This is a genomic window from Microbacterium halophytorum (assembly GCF_002970975.1).
In the GTDB taxonomy this organism is placed as follows: Bacteria; Actinomycetota; Actinomycetes; order Actinomycetales; family Microbacteriaceae; genus Microbacterium; species Microbacterium halophytorum.
Genome location: NZ_PNFA01000007.1, coordinates 206,056 through 221,756 on the forward strand (window position 1 = coordinate 206,056; position 15,701 = coordinate 221,756).

A 15,701-nucleotide genomic window follows, 5' to 3' on the forward strand; every position below is an offset into this window, starting at 1 on the left:
CCCGCCGTATATGACGCGTCATCCCGCGGGCTCGGGGTGCTCCTCCAGCGCCTTCACGAAGGCCTCGCGGTCCGACTCCGACAACTGCTGGGGGGCGATGAACTGCAGCTGCAGGCCCTCCAGGGGCTGGCCGTGGTCCTCGGCCAAGGCCTCCTGCTGCTGCGTCCATCGGCCCGTTTCGTCGTTGTCGAGGTCGATGATGTCGGCGTAGAACAGGGGAGGGGACGGGGCTTCCGGCGAGTAGTCGGGGCGCGTCAGCTCGGTGTAGTACGACCACCGCACCTGCTCGCGCGGGTCGGTCGACCCGTAGAGCTGCTCCATGCTCTCGTCGGAGATCGAGCCCTCGGCCGGCTCGTTCAGCGGGTACAGCGAGTAGTACACGCCCTCGTCGTAGAGGATCCGGTCGATCGCCCGCATCACGGCCAGCTTCTCGTCGTAGCCGTGGATCGGTTCGTTCGTCGCCCATCCGGGCGCCGTGTACTCCTGCAGCATCGACTCGCCGCCGTAGCCGTTGCGCTCGCCGCGGAGCGCCGGCTCGCCCCCCGAGACCCAGGTGAAGCCGAACTCGGCGCTCAGCTCGTCGCGGATGCGCTTCGCGACCCGGTCGATGCCGTCGGCCGTCTGCTCGAGCGACGGCGCCTCGAGCACGAGGTCGTCGTCGACGCCCTTCACACCGGGGTACGCGGCCTCAGGGTCGGTTTCGGCGCCAGCGCCGGCGTAGGTGCCGGAGGCGGAGGCCTGTACCGCGCCGACCGCCCCGACGGTGCCGATGTTCAGCACGAGCGCGAGCGCCAGCGCGCACGAGCCGATCGCGCGTGCCGGCGCGACGACGAGCGCCGTGATGACAGCGGCCGCGACGATCAGCTGCAGCGCGAGCATCGTCGTGCCGTAGACGGCGTCCGCACCCGCGACGAGGAGGGTCGCGACGAGCGCGATGCCGAACGCGGCGGCCGCCGCCAGCGCGACCCAGCCGAGCGGGTGGCGCAGGCGGGGGTTCGGCTCCTTCTTCGGCGTCTGGGGGGCCGCCGCGGCTGGTTCGAACGGTGACGCGGGGAACCGCCGCTCGTGCTGGTACCCGCCCGGCGGCGGCGTCGGCGGGGCGCCGTCGTGGTGCGAGAGATAGCGCGGTTCGCTCACCATGGCTTGTCCGTCCCGCCGCCCGAGCCGCCCTCATCGCCCTGCTGCTCCTGGCGCTCGCGGTCGCTCTCGCGCAGCTTCTCCTCGATCTCGTCGAGGTCGTCCTGCTGCTGCTGCGCTTCCTCCTCCGGCGGTTCCTCCTCGTCGCCGCCCTGTTGCTGCTGCTGCTGTTCGAGCCGCTGCCGCTGGTCGTCGAGGGTCTGGGAGCTCTGCCGCGACGGGTCGGGCGAGGCGGCGTCGGCCTCCTCGCTGCGGCACTCCTCCGGCGTTCCCGCGTTGACCTCGAGCGCCTCCGCGTACAGCTCGGCGGCGGCATCCGGGTCGCTCCCGCGCGTGGCGTCGCCCATCATCTCGAGCACGAGCGCGAGGTTGAGCCGCACGGGGCACACGTCGAGCCCGCGCGCGAGGGGGAGGGCCTCCTCGAACTTCGCGCGCGCCTCCGGCAGGTCCCCGGATGCGGCCAGGCCGACGCCGACGTTGTACGGCGCGAGCCAGCGCTCGAAGACGTTGACGGGCTCCTGGTTCTCGGCCGCCGCGACGGTGGCGGGGGCATCGCCCGCGACGTGGCTCGTCACGGCGCCGAACGCGAACGCGTACATCGACAGGATCTTCGCCACGACGAGCAGGCCGACGAGCGCGACGGGCGCGAGCCCGATCAGCAGGCGGCGGCGCAGGCGCCGGCGCGGGGCCGCCGGCGCGGGTGCGGGAGCCGAGTTCGGGGTCATGGCGCCTCCTTCCTCGGTGCCGTGATGCGCAGGGTGCGCGCGATGCGGCCGCTCGCGACGCCGACCTCGATCGCGAGCAGAGCCGCGACGACGAGCGCCACGATCCACGACAGCTCGATGCGCGAACCGGGAGTCGCGGCGTCGCTCGTCGTCGTCACCGCTTCGGGCACCGCGGGCGGTTCGAGGGGGTCGCCCGCGCGGTGCGCGTAGTCGACGCCGAGGTCGTCGGCGATCGCGCCCAGAGCCTCCTCGTCGATCACGGAGACGGCCGGTTCCCCCGTCGACGGGTCCTCGAGGTACTCGCCCGTGCCGCCCGTGCCCGCGGCGACGCTCGGCATCCGGCCGCCGGCCTCGGTGCCGTAGCCGAGCACCGCGCCGCCGCCCGCGAGCTCGGCGCTGTCGGCGAACGACGCCGGCTCGCCGCCCGCCGTCTGCTCGCCGTCGCCGAGGTAGAACACCAGGCGGGCGCGGTCGTCGTCGTCCGCGGAGCCCGCGAGGGTCTCGGCGACGACCGGCGCCGCAATGCCGATCGAGCTGCCGGACGAGCGGTCGGTCGGGGGCGGCGAGAGCACGTCGAGCGACGACATCAGCGCCGAGGTGTCGGTCGTCAGCGGCAGCCGCAGCTGGGCCGAGTCGTCGAACGTGACCAGGGCGAAGCGCGCGCCGGGGTACGCCTCGACGAGCGCCGCGATATCGGCGCGGGCGTCGTCGGCGCGGGTCGCGGGGGCCGCGTCGCCGCCCGCCCCCGCGCCATCCGGTTCGTCGCCCGAGGCGCCGTCCTCCGCGAGCATGCTCGTCGTGTTGTCGAGCGCGATCACGACGTCGACGTTCGTCGTTACGGAGGTCGAGGTGCCGCCCGGCACACCGGGGCGCAGCGCGAGCACGACGCACGCCGCGACGAGGAGGACCCGCACCGCCCAGAGCGCGCGTTCGCGAGCGGCCCTGGCGCGCGCGAGCGCCCACACGGCGACGCCCAGGCCGGCCAGCGCGAGCGGCGCGAGCAGCCAGAATGGGAGCACGGGGAGGAACGTCACAGCCTCACCCGCCACATCACCGCGACGGCGGCGAGCACCGTCATGAGCAGCAGGACGATCCACGCGGCGGGGTCGTCGGTCTCGACCACCTCCGCCTCGCCCGTGAGCGCGCTGGCCTCCTGGCGCTGCACGTCGTCGACGATGCTCGACACCGTCGTCGTGCCCCGCAGCGCGTACGCCGCGCCGCCCGTCGACTCGGCGGCGGCGACGAGGCTGTCGGCGGCTTCGGCCTGGCCCTGCACCGGGTTCAGCGCGTAGACCCGGATGTCCTGCGAGCCCGCATAGTCGGCGGCCTCCTGCACGTCGAGCACCTCGGCGCCCGCCGGCTGGTTGTCCGTGGCCAGGATGATCGAGCGCGAGCGGTCGAGGTCGGCGTGGTCGAAGCGCAGCGCGCAGGCGGCGAGGCCGTCGCCGATCAGGGAGGCGCCGGGCCCGTCGAGCGTGCCGATCCAGTGCTCGGGCGTGATGTCACCGAACTCGAAGCTGTCGCGGATGGACTGGAGGTGCTCGCGGATGAAGTCGTAGTCATCGGTGAGGGGGAAGATCTGCGCAGGCGACGCGTTGAAGATCGTCAGCCCGATGCGCTCGCCCTCGAAGCCGTCGATGAGGTCGAGGAAGACGTCGAGGACCTCCTTGTCGACGTCGGACATGGAGCCGGAGACGTCGAGGCACAGCATGATGTCGCGGCTCGCGCTCGCGGGTTCGATCGTCTGCTCGCTCATCGGCCGGGCCGCGACGACGCCGCTCGCGCCCGCCGCGACGACGCCCAGCAGTACGATCGCCGTCAGGCCCGCCGCACGTCGCCGGGTCGCCCGGCGCACCGACGGCAGCCAGCGCACGCGCTCGGCTCGGGAGACGGTCGCACCGTCCTCGTCCTCCGCACCGCGGGTGCGGCCCCGCCACAGGCCGATGCCGATCGCGATCGCGAGGGCGCCCGCGACGGCGAAGAAGGGCCAGAGCTGCGCTACTGCCACGCCGTCACCACCTCGCGGGCGGCGGCGATCCCCGGTGCGGGGTCGCCGGGAGGCCGGTCGCCGAAGATGCTCGGGTAGTAGTACGTCTCGAGCGCCGCGACGAGCGCCGGATGCACCTGCTGCGTGCCGATCTCCTCCAGGCTCATCACGGGCGTCGCGATGCCCGTGTAATCGTTGACGAACGCGCGCGTGAGCGCGCTCAGCTCGGCGTGCACGCGGCGCGCGTCGATCCTGCCGTCGGCGTGGGCCGCCTCGATCTGGTCGATGCGATGCAGGTAGTCGAGCCGCAGGCGGCCGAGGCGCTCGACGGGCGTCCCCGGTGGGCCCTGGTCGGGCCTCGGCCTCCGCGCCCGGGTGGCGACGAGGATCGCGGCCGTCGCCGCGATCAGCACCGCGATGATGCCGACCGCGAGCAGCAGCCACCAGCCGGAGTACTGGTCGGGCGGGTAGAGCTCCTCCGGGCCGATGCCGCCCTGGCCGCGCGCGAGCGCCGCGCGGATGCCGTCAGCGGCCCGCATGCGCCGCCCTCCTCGCGTTCAGCATGCCGAGCAGTGCCGGTACGGCGTCGTCGTGCGTCGAGACCTCCGCCGTGCTGATCTCGAGCGCCGCCAGCACGCGGGCGCGGTGGGCGTCTTCGGCGGCGCGCGCCGCCGACAGGTCGGCGACCACATCGGCGTCGCCGTGCAGGAACGCGGGCACCGCCCAGCCGGTCGACGAGTCGCGGCGCTCGCCGCGGGCGCGCTCGGCGAGTACGGGGTCGGCGTCGCGCACCGTCACCCAGAGCACGTCGTGCTGCGCGCGCAGGCGCCGCAGCGTGCGCTCGTCGTCGGCCGTGAGGGGCGCCTCGTCCGTCACGATCACGAGGATCGCGCGCTTCGAGACCGTGCGGGCGATCGCCCGCAGCATCGCGCCGCGGTCGCTCGGCGGGCCGTCGCGCGTCGACTCGCGCTGGATCGCCCGCAGCGCGTGCTCGAGCGCGCCCTCCGAGCGCCGCGGCGGAGTGCGCCTGACGCCGGAGGCGTCGCCGCGCAGCACGCTGACGTCGTCGCCGTGCCGCGCCGCGAGGAGGCCCAGCGCGCCGACGGCCATGATCGCGAGCTCGCTCTTGGGCCGCTCATCCGGGGCCAGCGCCGCCATCTCGCTGCCGGTGCAGACCGCGAACAGCACCGTGTGCATCCGGGTCGCGCGCGAGCGCTTCACGAGGAGGCTCGACAGCCGGGCCGTCGCGCGCCAGTCGATGTCGCGAATGTCGTCGCCGTGCTCGTAGCGCCGCAGATCCTGGAAGTCGAGGCTGCGCCCGTGGAACAGCGACGCGTACGCGCCGTCGAGGGCGTGCGCCGACTTGCGCCGCGAGTGGATGAAGAGCTTCCCCTTCACCCGCGTGAGCAGGGTGGCAGGCATCGGCTACGGCGTCGGGACCGACTGGAAGATCGCGTCGACGAGGTCTTCGCTCCGGATGCCGTCGGCCTCCGCCTCGAACGTGAGCAGCACGCGATGGCGCAGCACGAGGTGGCGCAGCTCGCGCACGTCCTCCGGCAGCACGTGCGCGCGGCCGTTGATGAGGGCGAGCGCGCGCGAGGCCTGCAGGAACGCGATCGAGGCGCGGGGGCTCGCCCCGTACTTGATGTACCGGGCGCGCTCCTCGCCGATGTAGGGCGCGGGGTTGCGGGTCACGTAGCTGATGCCGACGATGTAGTTCCGGATCTCGGGGGAGACGTGCACGCGCCGCGCGACGTCCTGCATCAGCAGCACGTCGTCGAGGCTCGCCGTGCTCGCGAGGTGGGCCTCGGGGTCGAGCAGCCCGGTGTCGATGCGCGCGAGCACCTCGAACTCCTCCTGGGGGCTCGGGTACTCGACGATCTCCTTCAGCAGGAAGCGATCGAGCTGCGCCTCGGGCAGCTCGTAGGTGCCCTCCTGCTCGACCGGGTTCTGCGTCGCGATCACGAGGAACGGCTTCGGCAGGTGGTGCACCTGGCCGCCGATCGTGGTCTGGTGCTCCTGCATCGCCTCGAGCATCGCCGACTGCGTCTTCGCGCTCGAGCGGTTGATCTCGTCGAGCAGCACGAAGTTGGCGTGCACGGGGCCCAACACCGTGCGGAAGGTGCCCTTCGCCTGGTCGTACACCTGGTTGCCCGTGATGTCGCTCGGCAGCAGGTCGGGCGTGCACTGGATGCGCTTGAAGTCGGCCGCGACGGTGTCGGCGAGCGTCGACGCCGCCGTCGTCTTCGCCAGGCCGGGCACGGACTCGAGCAGGATGTGGCCGCCGGAGATCAGCGCGACGAGCAGGCTGGTGCGCAGGCGCTCCTGGCCCACCATGCGGCGGGAGTACGCCGTCGCGATCTCGTCGAGGACAGCCCTGGCGCGCGCCATCTCGTCGGGCGTCGGTGCGTTCTGCTGTGCCATCTGGCGGTTCCCCCTGTGTCGGCTGCGCTCCCAGCCTACGGCGGCGTGCCGACGTCCGGCCCGGGCCGAGGTGCCCATCCGGGGCATTCACGGCGGATGACCGGATGCTGTGAGTCGCGCGCATATCTTGCACACCCGTGTGCACGTTTATAGGATCGAGGCATGACCGCCCGTGCCCCCCGCCGCGACGCCGTCGAGAACCGCGCCGGCATCCTCGACGCCGCCAGGGCCGCGCTGTCGACCGACCCGCACGCCTCCGTCGACGCCATCGCCCGCAGCGCCGGCCTCTCGCGCCGCACGCTCTACGGCCACTTCGCCGACCGCGACGCGCTCATCCGGGAGCTGATCGCGAACGGCGCGCAGCGCTTCAACGCCGTTGCGGCGTCGGTCGACGACCCGGATGCCCGCATCGCCCTCGCGCGCCTCGCATCGCGCCTGTGGCAGGAGGCCGCGCACGTGCAGGTCACCGCGGCGCTCGCGCTCGACGAGGCCCACGTCGCCGATACCGTCGCTGCGCTCGCGCCCCTGCGCCGCGCGGTCTTCGACCTCGTCCGGCGCGGTCAGGGCGACGGCGCCTTCCGCACCGACCTCGAGGCCGCGACCGTCGCGCGCCTGATCGAGGAGGTGGCGCGCACCGTTGTGTCGCGGACTGATGTGTCTCGCGCCGGGATCGAAGTCATCGCGGTACGTTCAGTCCTGAGCATCGCGGGGCTGTCCTGGCGGGAGGCGGACGACCTGCTGTCCGCTCATCCGGACATCGTCGGGACGGAGTCGTCATGAGGCCGAACGCCTGGACGGTCTTCCGGCGCGATCTCGGCCGCCTCGCCCGCGTCAGCAAGTCGTGGATCATCATCATCGGCGTCATCGTCACGCCCTCGCTGTACGCGTGGTTCAATATCGTCGCGTTCTGGGACCCGTACTCGAACACCGAGCAAGTCAGCGTCGCGGTCGTGAACCAGGACGAGGGCGCGGAGTCGGACGCGACCGGCTACATCGACGTCGGCGGCGAGCTCGTCGACCAGCTCGAGGCGAACGACCAGCTCGGCTGGGAGTTCACGGGTGAGGACGAGGCCATGGCGGCCGTGCGCGGCGGGGACAGCTATGCGGCGATCATCATCCCCGCAGACTTCAGCCGCGACTTCGTCAGCATGACGAGCGGCGACTTCCACCAGCCGGCGCTGCGCTACTACGTCAACGAGAAGGCCAACGCGATCGCTCCGAAGATCACGGATGTCGGGGCGTCGACGCTCGAGGCGCAGATCAACAGCACGTTCGTCTCGACCGTCTCGGAGGTCGTGTCCGAGGAGCTGCAGCTCGCGGGCGAGGACGCCGAGGACCGCCTCGGCACGGCCCGGGACTCCACCGTCGCCGAACTCGACGAAGCTGTCGCGACGCTGGAGACGGCGCGCGACCGCATCGGCGACCTGACGGGCGGGCTCACCGACGCGCAGGGCCGCCTCGACGACACCGCCGCGACGCTGACGAGGGTCGACGGCACGCTCGGCGACGTGCAGGGCGCCGTCGCGCAGGCCCAGAGCCTCGCCGACGAGGCGCAGCAGGAGGTGCTCTCGTTCACGGATGAAGTCACCTCGGCGTACGTGTCGGGAACGACGCTGATCGCGGACGCCTCATCCGAGATGAACGCCGCGGTCTCGACCCTGTCGGCGCAGCTGCAGAACGCGAACGTCGCCGTCGGCACCGGAATCGACGACCTGACCGCCGTCGTCGAGGCGAACGGCGAGGCGCTCGACGAGCTGCAGGCGCTGCTCGACCAGACCGATCCGACGACCCCCGCCGCGGACCGCATCAGCGCTGCGATCGCCACACTCCAGGAGCGCAACGACGCCGACCAGCAGATGCTCGCCGACCTGAAGCAGTTGAACACCGACATCGGCGACACGACCGCGGCCGTCACCGAGGCCGCCGACGCCGCAGATGCGGCGGTCGAGAGAGCCGCGAGCTCGGCCGGCTACATCCGGGATGCCCTCACGCAGAGCGTTCCCGAACTGAACCGAGCGATGTCGGCGCTGTCGTCGAGCGCCGACGCGTTCTCGGCCGCGCTGGGCGCTCAGCGCACGCAGGTCGCGCAGGCGCAGGAGCTGCTGCGGGGCCTGCAGACCCAGCTCGGCGGGAACGTCGACGCTCTCACGGCGTTCGACGACAACCTCGCCGCGGCGCAGGGCGGCCTCGGCACCGTGCGGACCGACGTGCTCGCCCTCGGCGCAGCCGACGTCTGGGCGCAGCTGAGCACCATCAGCGGGTTGGAGCCCGATCAGATCGCCGACTTCATGGCGTCACCCGTCGAGGTGAGCCAGCACGTCCTGTTCCCGACCGACACGTACGGCTCGGCGATGGCACCGCTGTTCACCAACCTCTCGCTCTGGATCGGCGCGTTCGTGCTGATGGTGATCATGCGCCTCGAGGTCGACACGGAGGGCGTCGAGGGCATCTCCGTCGGCCAGGCGTACATGGGCCGGTGGCTGCTGTTCGCGGCGATCGCCGTGTTCCAGGCCGTGCTCGTGACCGTCGGAAACCTCGTGATCGGTGTGCAGACCGCGAGCGCCGTGGCGTTCGTCGGCACCGCCGTGCTCATCGGGCTGGCGTACCTCAGCATCATCTACGCGCTGTCGGTGTGTTTCGGACACGTCGGCAAGGGCCTGTGCATCCTGCTCGTGATCTTCCAGATACCGGGGGCATCCGGGCTGTATCCGATCGAGATGATGCCCGACTTCTTCCAGTCGCTGTACCCGTTCCTGCCGTTCACGTACGGGATCGACGCGCTGCGCGAGACCGTCAGCGGCTTCGACGGCGGCCACTACTGGCAGGCAATGGGCACGCTCGGCGTCTTCGTCGTGCTGGCGTTCGTGCTCGGCCTGTTCCTGCGCCGCCGCCTCGGCAACTTCGCGCTGCTGTTCAACCGCGGCCTCGCCGAGAGCGAGCTGATGGTGAACGAAGACTTGCAGGTGATCGGCCGTCGCCGCACCCCCGACATCATTCGGGCACTCACCGACGGCGACGGGTTCCGCGCCGAGGTCGCGCGGCGCACCCGGCGCTTCACCGAGCGGTATCCGTCGGTGCTTCGGCTCACGCTGATCATCGGCGCCGCGGGCCTCGTCGTGCTCGGCGCCATCGCGTGGCTGGTCCCGGAGGCCAAGGCCGTCGTGCTCGGCCTGTTCGCCCTGTGGAGCCTCATCGTGATCGCGGTGCTCGTCGCGCTCGAGTACCTCGAGCAGAGCATCGGGCAGGCTGCGGCCGTCGGCCGGATGCCCGAGTCCGAGCTGCGCGGCGCGCTCGCCGCCGAGGCGAGCCGGGACACGCTGGTGCTGCCCGTCATGGGGGCCGCGGCACCCGCATCGGCATCCGCGGGGGCGGCTCCGACGGTGGTGCTCGATCCGTCGCTGGTCGACCCGGAGGACGACGACTTCGCCGCCCTGCAGGACCTGTTCGATCCGGATGTCGCGGAGGATGCGCGGGCGGACGGGTCGGACGGCACCGCCGAACCCGCATCCGGGCGCGACGATGCCGCGGAGGCAGACCCCGACGGGAACGAGGGGGAGGGTCGCGCATGAAGAACATCCTCAGCCTCGTGCGCTTCGACCTGCGCCGGGCGACGAGCAGCGTCATGGTCGGCATCGTGATGTTCGGCCTGATCGTCATCCCGTCGCTGTTCACGTGGTTCAACGTGATCGCCAGCTGGGACCCGTTCGACAACACCGAGAACCTCACGGTCGCCGTCGCGAACACCGATGAGGGTTTCCAGAGCGACCTCATGCCGCTGCCCCTCACGGTCGGCGACCAGGTCGTGTCGGCCCTGCGGGCGAACGACCAGCTGAACTGGGAGTTCGTCTCGGAGGACGAGGCGATCGACGGCACGGAGTCGGGCGAGTACTACGCCGCGATCGTGATCCCCTCGAGCTTCAGCTCCGACATGATGACGTTCTACACGGGCGGCTCGGATCGCACCGAGATCGACTACTACGTCAACGAGAAGAAGAACGCGCTCGCGCCGAAGGTGACCGACCAGGGTGCCAGCGAGGTCACCGCGAGCATCAACGAGGTGTTCGCCGAAACGCTGAGCGAGGTGGGGCTGGGCGTCGTCTCGTCGCTGTCCGATTACCTCGAAGACGCCGACACGCAGGCGGTGCTGACGCGCCTGCACGCGCACGTCGGCGAGGTATCCGCGCAGATGCGTGCGGCATCGGCGACCGCCGACATGTTCACGTCGCTGATCTCGTCGACGCGGCCGATGGTCGACAGCGCGGCGGGGTTGGCCGCATCGTCTGCGGACTCGCTGCAGGAGGCAACGGGCGCGCTGGGCGCGGGCAAGGATGCCGCGCAGTCGCTGAAGAACGTGCTGGGCGAGACCTCCGCGGCACTCGGCGACGCCCTGTCGGGCACGGCCGACGGCTACCAGGACGTCGCGGACCGGATCGACGACGTCTACGCCGCGGCCGACGCGCAATCGGCGAGCTCGGCGAAGACGATCGGCGGCCTGGCCGATCGCGTGCAGGGGCAGGTCGATCGGCACCAGGAGCTGCGGGACGCGCTCGTGGACGACGTGCGCCCGCTGCTTCCGGATGCGGGTCTCGACGCCTTCGACAGCGCCGTCTCCCGACTGGATGCCGCGATCGCGAGGCAGCAGGCGCTGCAGGACCGGCTCGACGAGGCGGCGGCGAACGTCACAGACACCAACACCGACGTGCAGGCGACGCACGCCGAGCTGCAGGAGCTCACCGCCCGGGCGAAGCAGGCCGTCGACGACGCGCAGGACGCCTACACAGGCAGCCTGCGGCCCAAGCTCGACTCGCTCGCCGACACCCTCGCGGGCATCGGCGAGGACGTCGACTCGATCGGCGGCGAGCTGCGATCGGCGGCCGATTCGCTCGCCGGTTCCGGATCGCTGAGCGAGGCGCTGACGAGCGCCGAGCACCTGACGATGGGCATGGCCGACTCCCTTACGGAGACGGCCGAGAAGTTCGACGAGCTCGGCGACGCTCTGCTGAAAGCCATGGACACCGGCGACCTCAGCGCCCTCACCGACCTGATCGGTGCGGACCCGCAGGCGCTGGCCGCCCACCTGGCCGAGCCCGTTGCGCTCGAGCGCGTGCCCGTCTACTCGGTCGTCGGCTTCGGCGCCGCCATGACGCCGCTCTACACCGTGCTCGCACTGTGGGTCGGCGCCCTGCTCATCTCGGTTTCGATCCGGGTCGACCCGCCGCAGGGCGAAGGATCGCCGTTGCCGCAGCTCACGCCCGCGCAGGCGTACGTCGGCCGGTTCGGAATCTTCGCGATCGTCGCGTTCCTCCAGAGCTCGCTCGTGTGCCTCGGCAGCGTGTTCTTCACGCAGGTCCAGCCGCAGCATCCGTTCCTGCTGATCCTGGCGGGGTGGGTGGCCTCGCTCGTGTTCGCGCTGATCGTGTACACGTTCGTCGTGACGTTCGGCAACGCCGGCAAGGCGCTGGCCGTGCTGCTGCTCGTGATCCAGATCTCCGGTTCCGGCGGGGCGTACCCGCTGCAGGTGCTACCGGAGTGGTTCCAGAGCATCAGTCCGTTCCTCCCCGCCACGCACGCGGTGAACGCGATGCGCTCGGCGATCGCCGGGATCTACGACAACGACTTCTGGGTCTCGCTGGGCTGGCTCGCCGCGTTCGCGCTCCCCGCGCTCCTGCTGGGCCTGGTGCTTCGCCTCCCGTTCATCACGGCCAACCAGAAGATGCTGGCGGCGCTGAAGTCGACGAAGCTGATGTGAGCGGCCCGGCGCCGTCGACCGGGCGAGTCGACCCGCGGCCGCACTCCCCGGCGTTTGCCAGGTGACTCGGAGGTGCGCCGGGCGATATCTGCCGATACTCTTCCGATATGACGGAAACAGCAGGAGGGTATGCCGGGGTGGCGGTGCGGGGGCTCGCGCGCTCGTTCGGCGAGGTGCACGCCGTGCGCGACGCGACGTTCGACGCGCTGCCGGGCAGGATCACGGGGCTCATCGGGCCGAATGGGGCGGGGAAGACGACGCTGTTCCTCATGCTCGCGTCGCTGCTCGCCCCCGATGCGGGCACGATCCGCATCGCCGGCGCCGACCCCGAGGCCGACCCCGCCGCCGTCCGGAACCGGATCGGGTGGATGCCGGATGCGCTCGGGGCCTGGGACTCGCTCAGCGCGCGGGAGACGCTCACGGTCGCCGGCCGCCTCTACGGCGCGCCGAAGGCAGACGCCGCCGCGCGGGCCGACGAGCTGCTGCGCGAGGTGGGGCTGCAGGAGCTGGCCGGGTCGCCCGCCCGGGTGCTCTCCCGCGGTCAGAAGCAGTTGTTGGGTCTCGCCCGCGCGCTCGTGCATCGGCCGAGCGTGCTGCTCCTCGATGAACCCGCGTCGGGTCTCGACCCGGCCGCACGCATCGCCCTGCGCGCGCACCTGCGCGGCCTCGCCGACGCCGGCACCGCCGTCCTGATCTCCAGCCACGTGCTCTCGGAGCTCGAGGAGATGGTCGACGACGCCGTGTTCCTCTCGGCCGGTGCGACGGTCGACGGCCGCGCGGCCGCCGCGGCGCCGCGGCGGCGCGACTGGCGCATCCGCGTCGTCGGGGCGCGCGAGGCGGGCGCCGAGCGCTGGGTCGACGGCGCCCGCGCGGCGCTCGCCGGGGCCGACATCCGGGTCGACCGCCGCGACCTCGTCGCTGCCTTCCCCGGCGAGGCCGAGGCGGCCGACGGCCTGCGGGCGCTCGTCGCGGCGGGAATCCCCGTCGCCGGTTTCGCGCCCGCGACGGGCGAGCTCGAGAGCGCGTTCCTCGGCCTCGGGCATCCGGATGGGCCTCATCGCTCATCGGGATCGGACGCGACGGAAGGGGGCGAGCGATGAGCGCTTCTCGGATCGGTGTGCTCGTCGGGCTCGAACTGCGCCAGCGCGTGCGCCGCGTGGGCTTCTACGTGCTGCTCGGCATCTTCTTCGTCGTCGTCACGGCCATCACCTGGCTCGGCTCGCTCGTGTTCTCGGGTTCAGCATCGATCGGCTCCGGCATGTTCTCGCTCGCCGTGTACGGCGTGCTGATGATGGCCGTACTCGTCACGCCGACGTTCACGGGCAACGCCATCAACGGTGACAGGGACGCCGCGACGCTCGCGCCAGTGCAGGTGACGCGCGCGACGACGGGCGACATCCTGATCGCCAAGCTGCTCGCGGGGTGGGCGACCGGGCTGGTCTACCTCGTCGCGGCGCTGCCGGCGCTGATCTTCTCGCTCGTGAAGGGGTACGTCCCGCCGGCGACCGCGTACGACGGCTTCGAGTTCATCGAGCCGCACCCCTGGACGCTCGTCGTGTCGCTGGTCGTCCTGGCGGTCGAGATCGGCATCGTGTCAGCGATCGGCGTCGGGCTCAGCGCCGTGATCGCGCGGCCGCTCTTCTCGGTCGCCGCGACCTACCTGACCGTGATGCTCCTCGTGATCGGCACGCTCATCGCGTTCGCGCTCGGTTCGCTGGCCGTGCGCGCGACGACGTCGACTCTCACGGAGAGCCCCGGCGAGGTGTACGTCGAAGCCGGCGCCTGCGATGCCGCCGACGATGACGAATGCATCGTGCCGCGCCCCGATGTCTCGCCGCAGTGCGTGCAGGTGATCGGCACGGGCACGGCGCCCCGCTACGACTACGTGTGGTGGGTGCTCGCGGCCAACCCGTTCGTCGTTCTCGCCGACGCGACCCCGACGGCATACGACTCGTCCGGGTACCCGGTCGACCTGTTCGGTCAGATCAAGTACGGCGTGCGCGGCGCCCAGCACCCGCCGGAGCTCGTGCAGGACGACTGGAACGACCCGTGCGACGGCGAGCCGGCGCTCGAAACGGGCGAGTACTACGGCGACGGCTTCGAGCAACCGCCGACGGCGCAGCAGCAGATCGAATCCAGCGTGCCGAGCTGGTTCGTCGGGCTCGGAGTGCAGGCGCTGCTCGCGGTCGGCCTGATGCTGTGGGGAGCGGCGCGCACTCGCACGCCCGCCCGCCGCACGCCGCCCGGCAGCCGGATCGCGTAGCGACTGCCGGCCCCCTCCGCGCCGGCAGGAGGGGGCCCGCTTCGCCGGATGTCAGGGGCGCCCCGTAGGATCTGGGGGTACGCATCCCAACGAATAAGGGGGACGAATGCCTGGCATCGTCATCGTGGGCGTCCAATGGGGCGATGAGGGCAAGGGCAAGGCGACCGACCTGCTCGGCGAGCGCACCGACTGGGTGGTGAAGTTCAACGGCGGCAACAACGCCGGCCACACCGTCGTCATCGGCGACGAGAAGTACGCGCTGCACCTGCTGCCGAGCGGCATCCTCTCGCCGGGCGTCACGCCGGTGATCGGCAACGGCGTCGTCATCGACCTCGGCGTGCTCTTCGAGGAGCTCGAGGCCCTCGACGCCCGCGGCATCGACACGTCGAAGCTGCGCATCTCGGCCAACGCACACGTCATCACGCAGTACCACCGCACCCTCGACAAGGTGCAGGAGCGCTTCCTGGGCAAGCGCCAGATCGGCACGACGGGCCGCGGCATCGGGCCCAGCTATGCCGACAAGATCAACCGCGTCGGCATCCGGATGCAGGACCTCTTCGACGAGTCGATCCTGCGCCAGAAGGTCGAGGGGGCGCTCGACCAGAAGAACCACCTGCTGCTGAAGGTCTTCAACCGCCGCGCGATCACGGTCGACGAGGTCGTCGAGGACCTGCTGAGCTACGCGGAGCGCGTGCGCCCCATGGTGTGCGACACGGGCCTTCTGCTCGACCAGGCCCTCCAGCGCGACGAGGTCGTGGTCTTCGAGGGCGGCCAGGCGACGATGCTCGACGTCGACCACGGCACGTACCCGTTCGTGACGAGCTCGACGGCGACCGCCGCGGGCGCCGCGAGCGGCGCGGGCGTCGGGCCCGGCCGGCTCGACCGCATCGTCGGCATCGTGAAGGCGTACACGACCCGCGTCGGCGCAGGCCCCTTCCCGACCGAGCTGTTCGACACCGACGGCGACGGCAACTGGCTGCGCACGACGGGCCACGAGTTCGGCACGACGACGGGCCGCGAACGCCGCGTGGGCTGGTACGACGCCCCCATCACGCGATACGCGACGCGCGTGAACGGCATCACCGACCTCGTGCTGACGAAGCTCGACGTGCTGACGGGCCGCCCGACGATCCCGGTCTGCGTCGCATACGACGTGAACGGCGAGCGCTTCGACGAGGTGCCGGTCAGCCAGAGCGACTTCCACCACGCGACGCCGATCCTCGAGGAGTTCCCCGGCTGGACGGAGGATATCTCGGACTGCCGCAGCTTCGAGGACCTGCCGCAGAACGCGCAGGACTACGTGCTCGCGCTCGAGAAGATGAGCGGCACGCGCATCTCGGTCATCGGCGTGGGCCCCGCCCGCGACGAGGTCGTCGTTCGGCACGACCTGGTCTGAGCGCCCGTCGAACAGCGGTG

At 71.7% G+C, this 15,701-nt stretch carries 13 protein-coding genes; 6 read left to right on the forward strand and 7 right to left on the reverse strand.

Annotation, left to right across the window (positions count from 1 at the left end):
* Positions 1-18: 18 nt before the first annotated feature.
* From C0010_RS09315 to C0010_RS09345, 7 genes are read right to left on the reverse strand one after another with little or no spacing between them, the layout of a single operon-like run.
* The gene (locus tag C0010_RS09315) at positions 19-1,140 is read right to left on the reverse strand and encodes a hypothetical protein (protein ID WP_105566797.1); all 1,122 of its coding nucleotides are present in this window, start codon (positions 1,138-1,140) and stop codon (positions 19-21) included.
* Complete coding sequence (locus C0010_RS09320; protein WP_105566798.1) at positions 1,134-1,862, reverse strand: hypothetical protein; 729 nt, start codon at positions 1,860-1,862, stop codon at positions 1,134-1,136. The genes C0010_RS09315 and C0010_RS09320 overlap by 7 nt, the downstream gene beginning before the upstream one ends.
* Positions 1,859-2,896, reverse strand: a complete 1,038-nt coding sequence (locus C0010_RS09325) for a VWA domain-containing protein (RefSeq protein ID WP_105566799.1) — start codon at positions 2,894-2,896, stop codon at positions 1,859-1,861. The genes C0010_RS09320 and C0010_RS09325 overlap by 4 nt, the downstream gene beginning before the upstream one ends.
* Positions 2,893-3,870, reverse strand: coding sequence for a VWA domain-containing protein (locus tag C0010_RS09330; protein ID WP_105566800.1), 978 nt, complete (start codon positions 3,868-3,870; stop codon positions 2,893-2,895). Before C0010_RS09330 ends, C0010_RS09325 begins: the two co-directional genes overlap by 4 nt.
* The gene (locus C0010_RS09335; RefSeq protein ID WP_105566801.1) at positions 3,861-4,388 is read right to left on the reverse strand and encodes a hypothetical protein; all 528 of its coding nucleotides are present in this window, start codon (positions 4,386-4,388) and stop codon (positions 3,861-3,863) included. Before C0010_RS09335 ends, C0010_RS09330 begins: the two co-directional genes overlap by 10 nt.
* The gene (locus C0010_RS09340; protein ID WP_105566802.1) at positions 4,375-5,271 is read right to left on the reverse strand and encodes a DUF58 domain-containing protein; all 897 of its coding nucleotides are present in this window, start codon (positions 5,269-5,271) and stop codon (positions 4,375-4,377) included. The genes C0010_RS09335 and C0010_RS09340 overlap by 14 nt, the downstream gene beginning before the upstream one ends.
* Positions 5,272-5,274: 3 nt before the next feature.
* A complete protein-coding gene (locus tag C0010_RS09345; protein ID WP_105566803.1) occupies positions 5,275-6,273 on the reverse strand; it encodes an AAA family ATPase in 999 nt (332 codons plus the stop codon).
* Positions 6,274-6,435: 162 nt separating this feature from the next.
* Between C0010_RS09345 and C0010_RS09350 the strand changes: the two genes are divergently transcribed.
* The 6 genes from C0010_RS09350 to C0010_RS09375 all read left to right on the forward strand — a co-directional run bounded on the left by C0010_RS09350 (position 6,436) and on the right by C0010_RS09375 (position 15,681).
* Positions 6,436-7,053, forward strand: coding sequence for a TetR/AcrR family transcriptional regulator (locus tag C0010_RS09350; protein ID WP_105566804.1), 618 nt, complete (start codon positions 6,436-6,438; stop codon positions 7,051-7,053).
* Positions 7,050-9,842: a YhgE/Pip domain-containing protein gene (locus tag C0010_RS09355; RefSeq protein WP_105566805.1), complete on the forward strand. Its 2,793-nt coding sequence runs from the start codon at positions 7,050-7,052 to the stop codon at positions 9,840-9,842. Before C0010_RS09350 ends, C0010_RS09355 begins: the two co-directional genes overlap by 4 nt.
* Entirely contained in the window at positions 9,839-12,022 is a 2,184-nt protein-coding gene (locus C0010_RS09360; RefSeq protein ID WP_105566806.1) for a YhgE/Pip domain-containing protein, read from the forward strand. The genes C0010_RS09355 and C0010_RS09360 overlap by 4 nt, the downstream gene beginning before the upstream one ends.
* A 107-nt stretch (positions 12,023-12,129) precedes the next feature.
* Entirely contained in the window at positions 12,130-13,122 is a 993-nt protein-coding gene (locus tag C0010_RS09365; protein WP_105566807.1) for an ABC transporter ATP-binding protein, read from the forward strand.
* Positions 13,119-14,285, forward strand: a complete 1,167-nt coding sequence (locus C0010_RS09370) for an ABC transporter permease (RefSeq protein ID WP_105566808.1) — start codon at positions 13,119-13,121, stop codon at positions 14,283-14,285. The genes C0010_RS09365 and C0010_RS09370 overlap by 4 nt, the downstream gene beginning before the upstream one ends.
* 106 nt (positions 14,286-14,391) lie before the next feature.
* Positions 14,392-15,681, forward strand: a complete 1,290-nt coding sequence (locus C0010_RS09375) for an adenylosuccinate synthase (protein WP_105566809.1) — start codon at positions 14,392-14,394, stop codon at positions 15,679-15,681.
* The last annotated feature ends 20 nt before the right edge of the window (positions 15,682-15,701 follow it).

Coding starts and splice junctions, on each gene's coding strand:
- C0010_RS09370 (WP_105566808.1), top strand. CDS start 13,119: ATGAGCGCTTCTCGGATCGGTGTGCTCGTCGGGCTCGAACTGCGCCAG.
- C0010_RS09320 (WP_105566798.1), bottom strand. CDS start 1,862: ATGACCCCGAACTCGGCTCCCGCACCCGCGCCGGCGGCCCCGCGCCGG.
- C0010_RS09345 (WP_105566803.1), bottom strand. CDS start 6,273: ATGGCACAGCAGAACGCACCGACGCCCGACGAGATGGCGCGCGCCAGG.
- C0010_RS09335 (WP_105566801.1), bottom strand. CDS start 4,388: ATGCGGGCCGCTGACGGCATCCGCGCGGCGCTCGCGCGCGGCCAGGGC.
- C0010_RS09340 (WP_105566802.1), bottom strand. CDS start 5,271: ATGCCTGCCACCCTGCTCACGCGGGTGAAGGGGAAGCTCTTCATCCAC.
- C0010_RS09350 (WP_105566804.1), top strand. CDS start 6,436: ATGACCGCCCGTGCCCCCCGCCGCGACGCCGTCGAGAACCGCGCCGGC.
- C0010_RS09315 (WP_105566797.1), bottom strand. CDS start 1,140: ATGGTGAGCGAACCGCGCTATCTCTCGCACCACGACGGCGCCCCGCCG.
- C0010_RS09365 (WP_105566807.1), top strand. CDS start 12,130: ATGACGGAAACAGCAGGAGGGTATGCCGGGGTGGCGGTGCGGGGGCTC.
- C0010_RS09355 (WP_105566805.1), top strand. CDS start 7,050: ATGAGGCCGAACGCCTGGACGGTCTTCCGGCGCGATCTCGGCCGCCTC.
- C0010_RS09360 (WP_105566806.1), top strand. CDS start 9,839: ATGAAGAACATCCTCAGCCTCGTGCGCTTCGACCTGCGCCGGGCGACG.
- C0010_RS09375 (WP_105566809.1), top strand. CDS start 14,392: ATGCCTGGCATCGTCATCGTGGGCGTCCAATGGGGCGATGAGGGCAAG.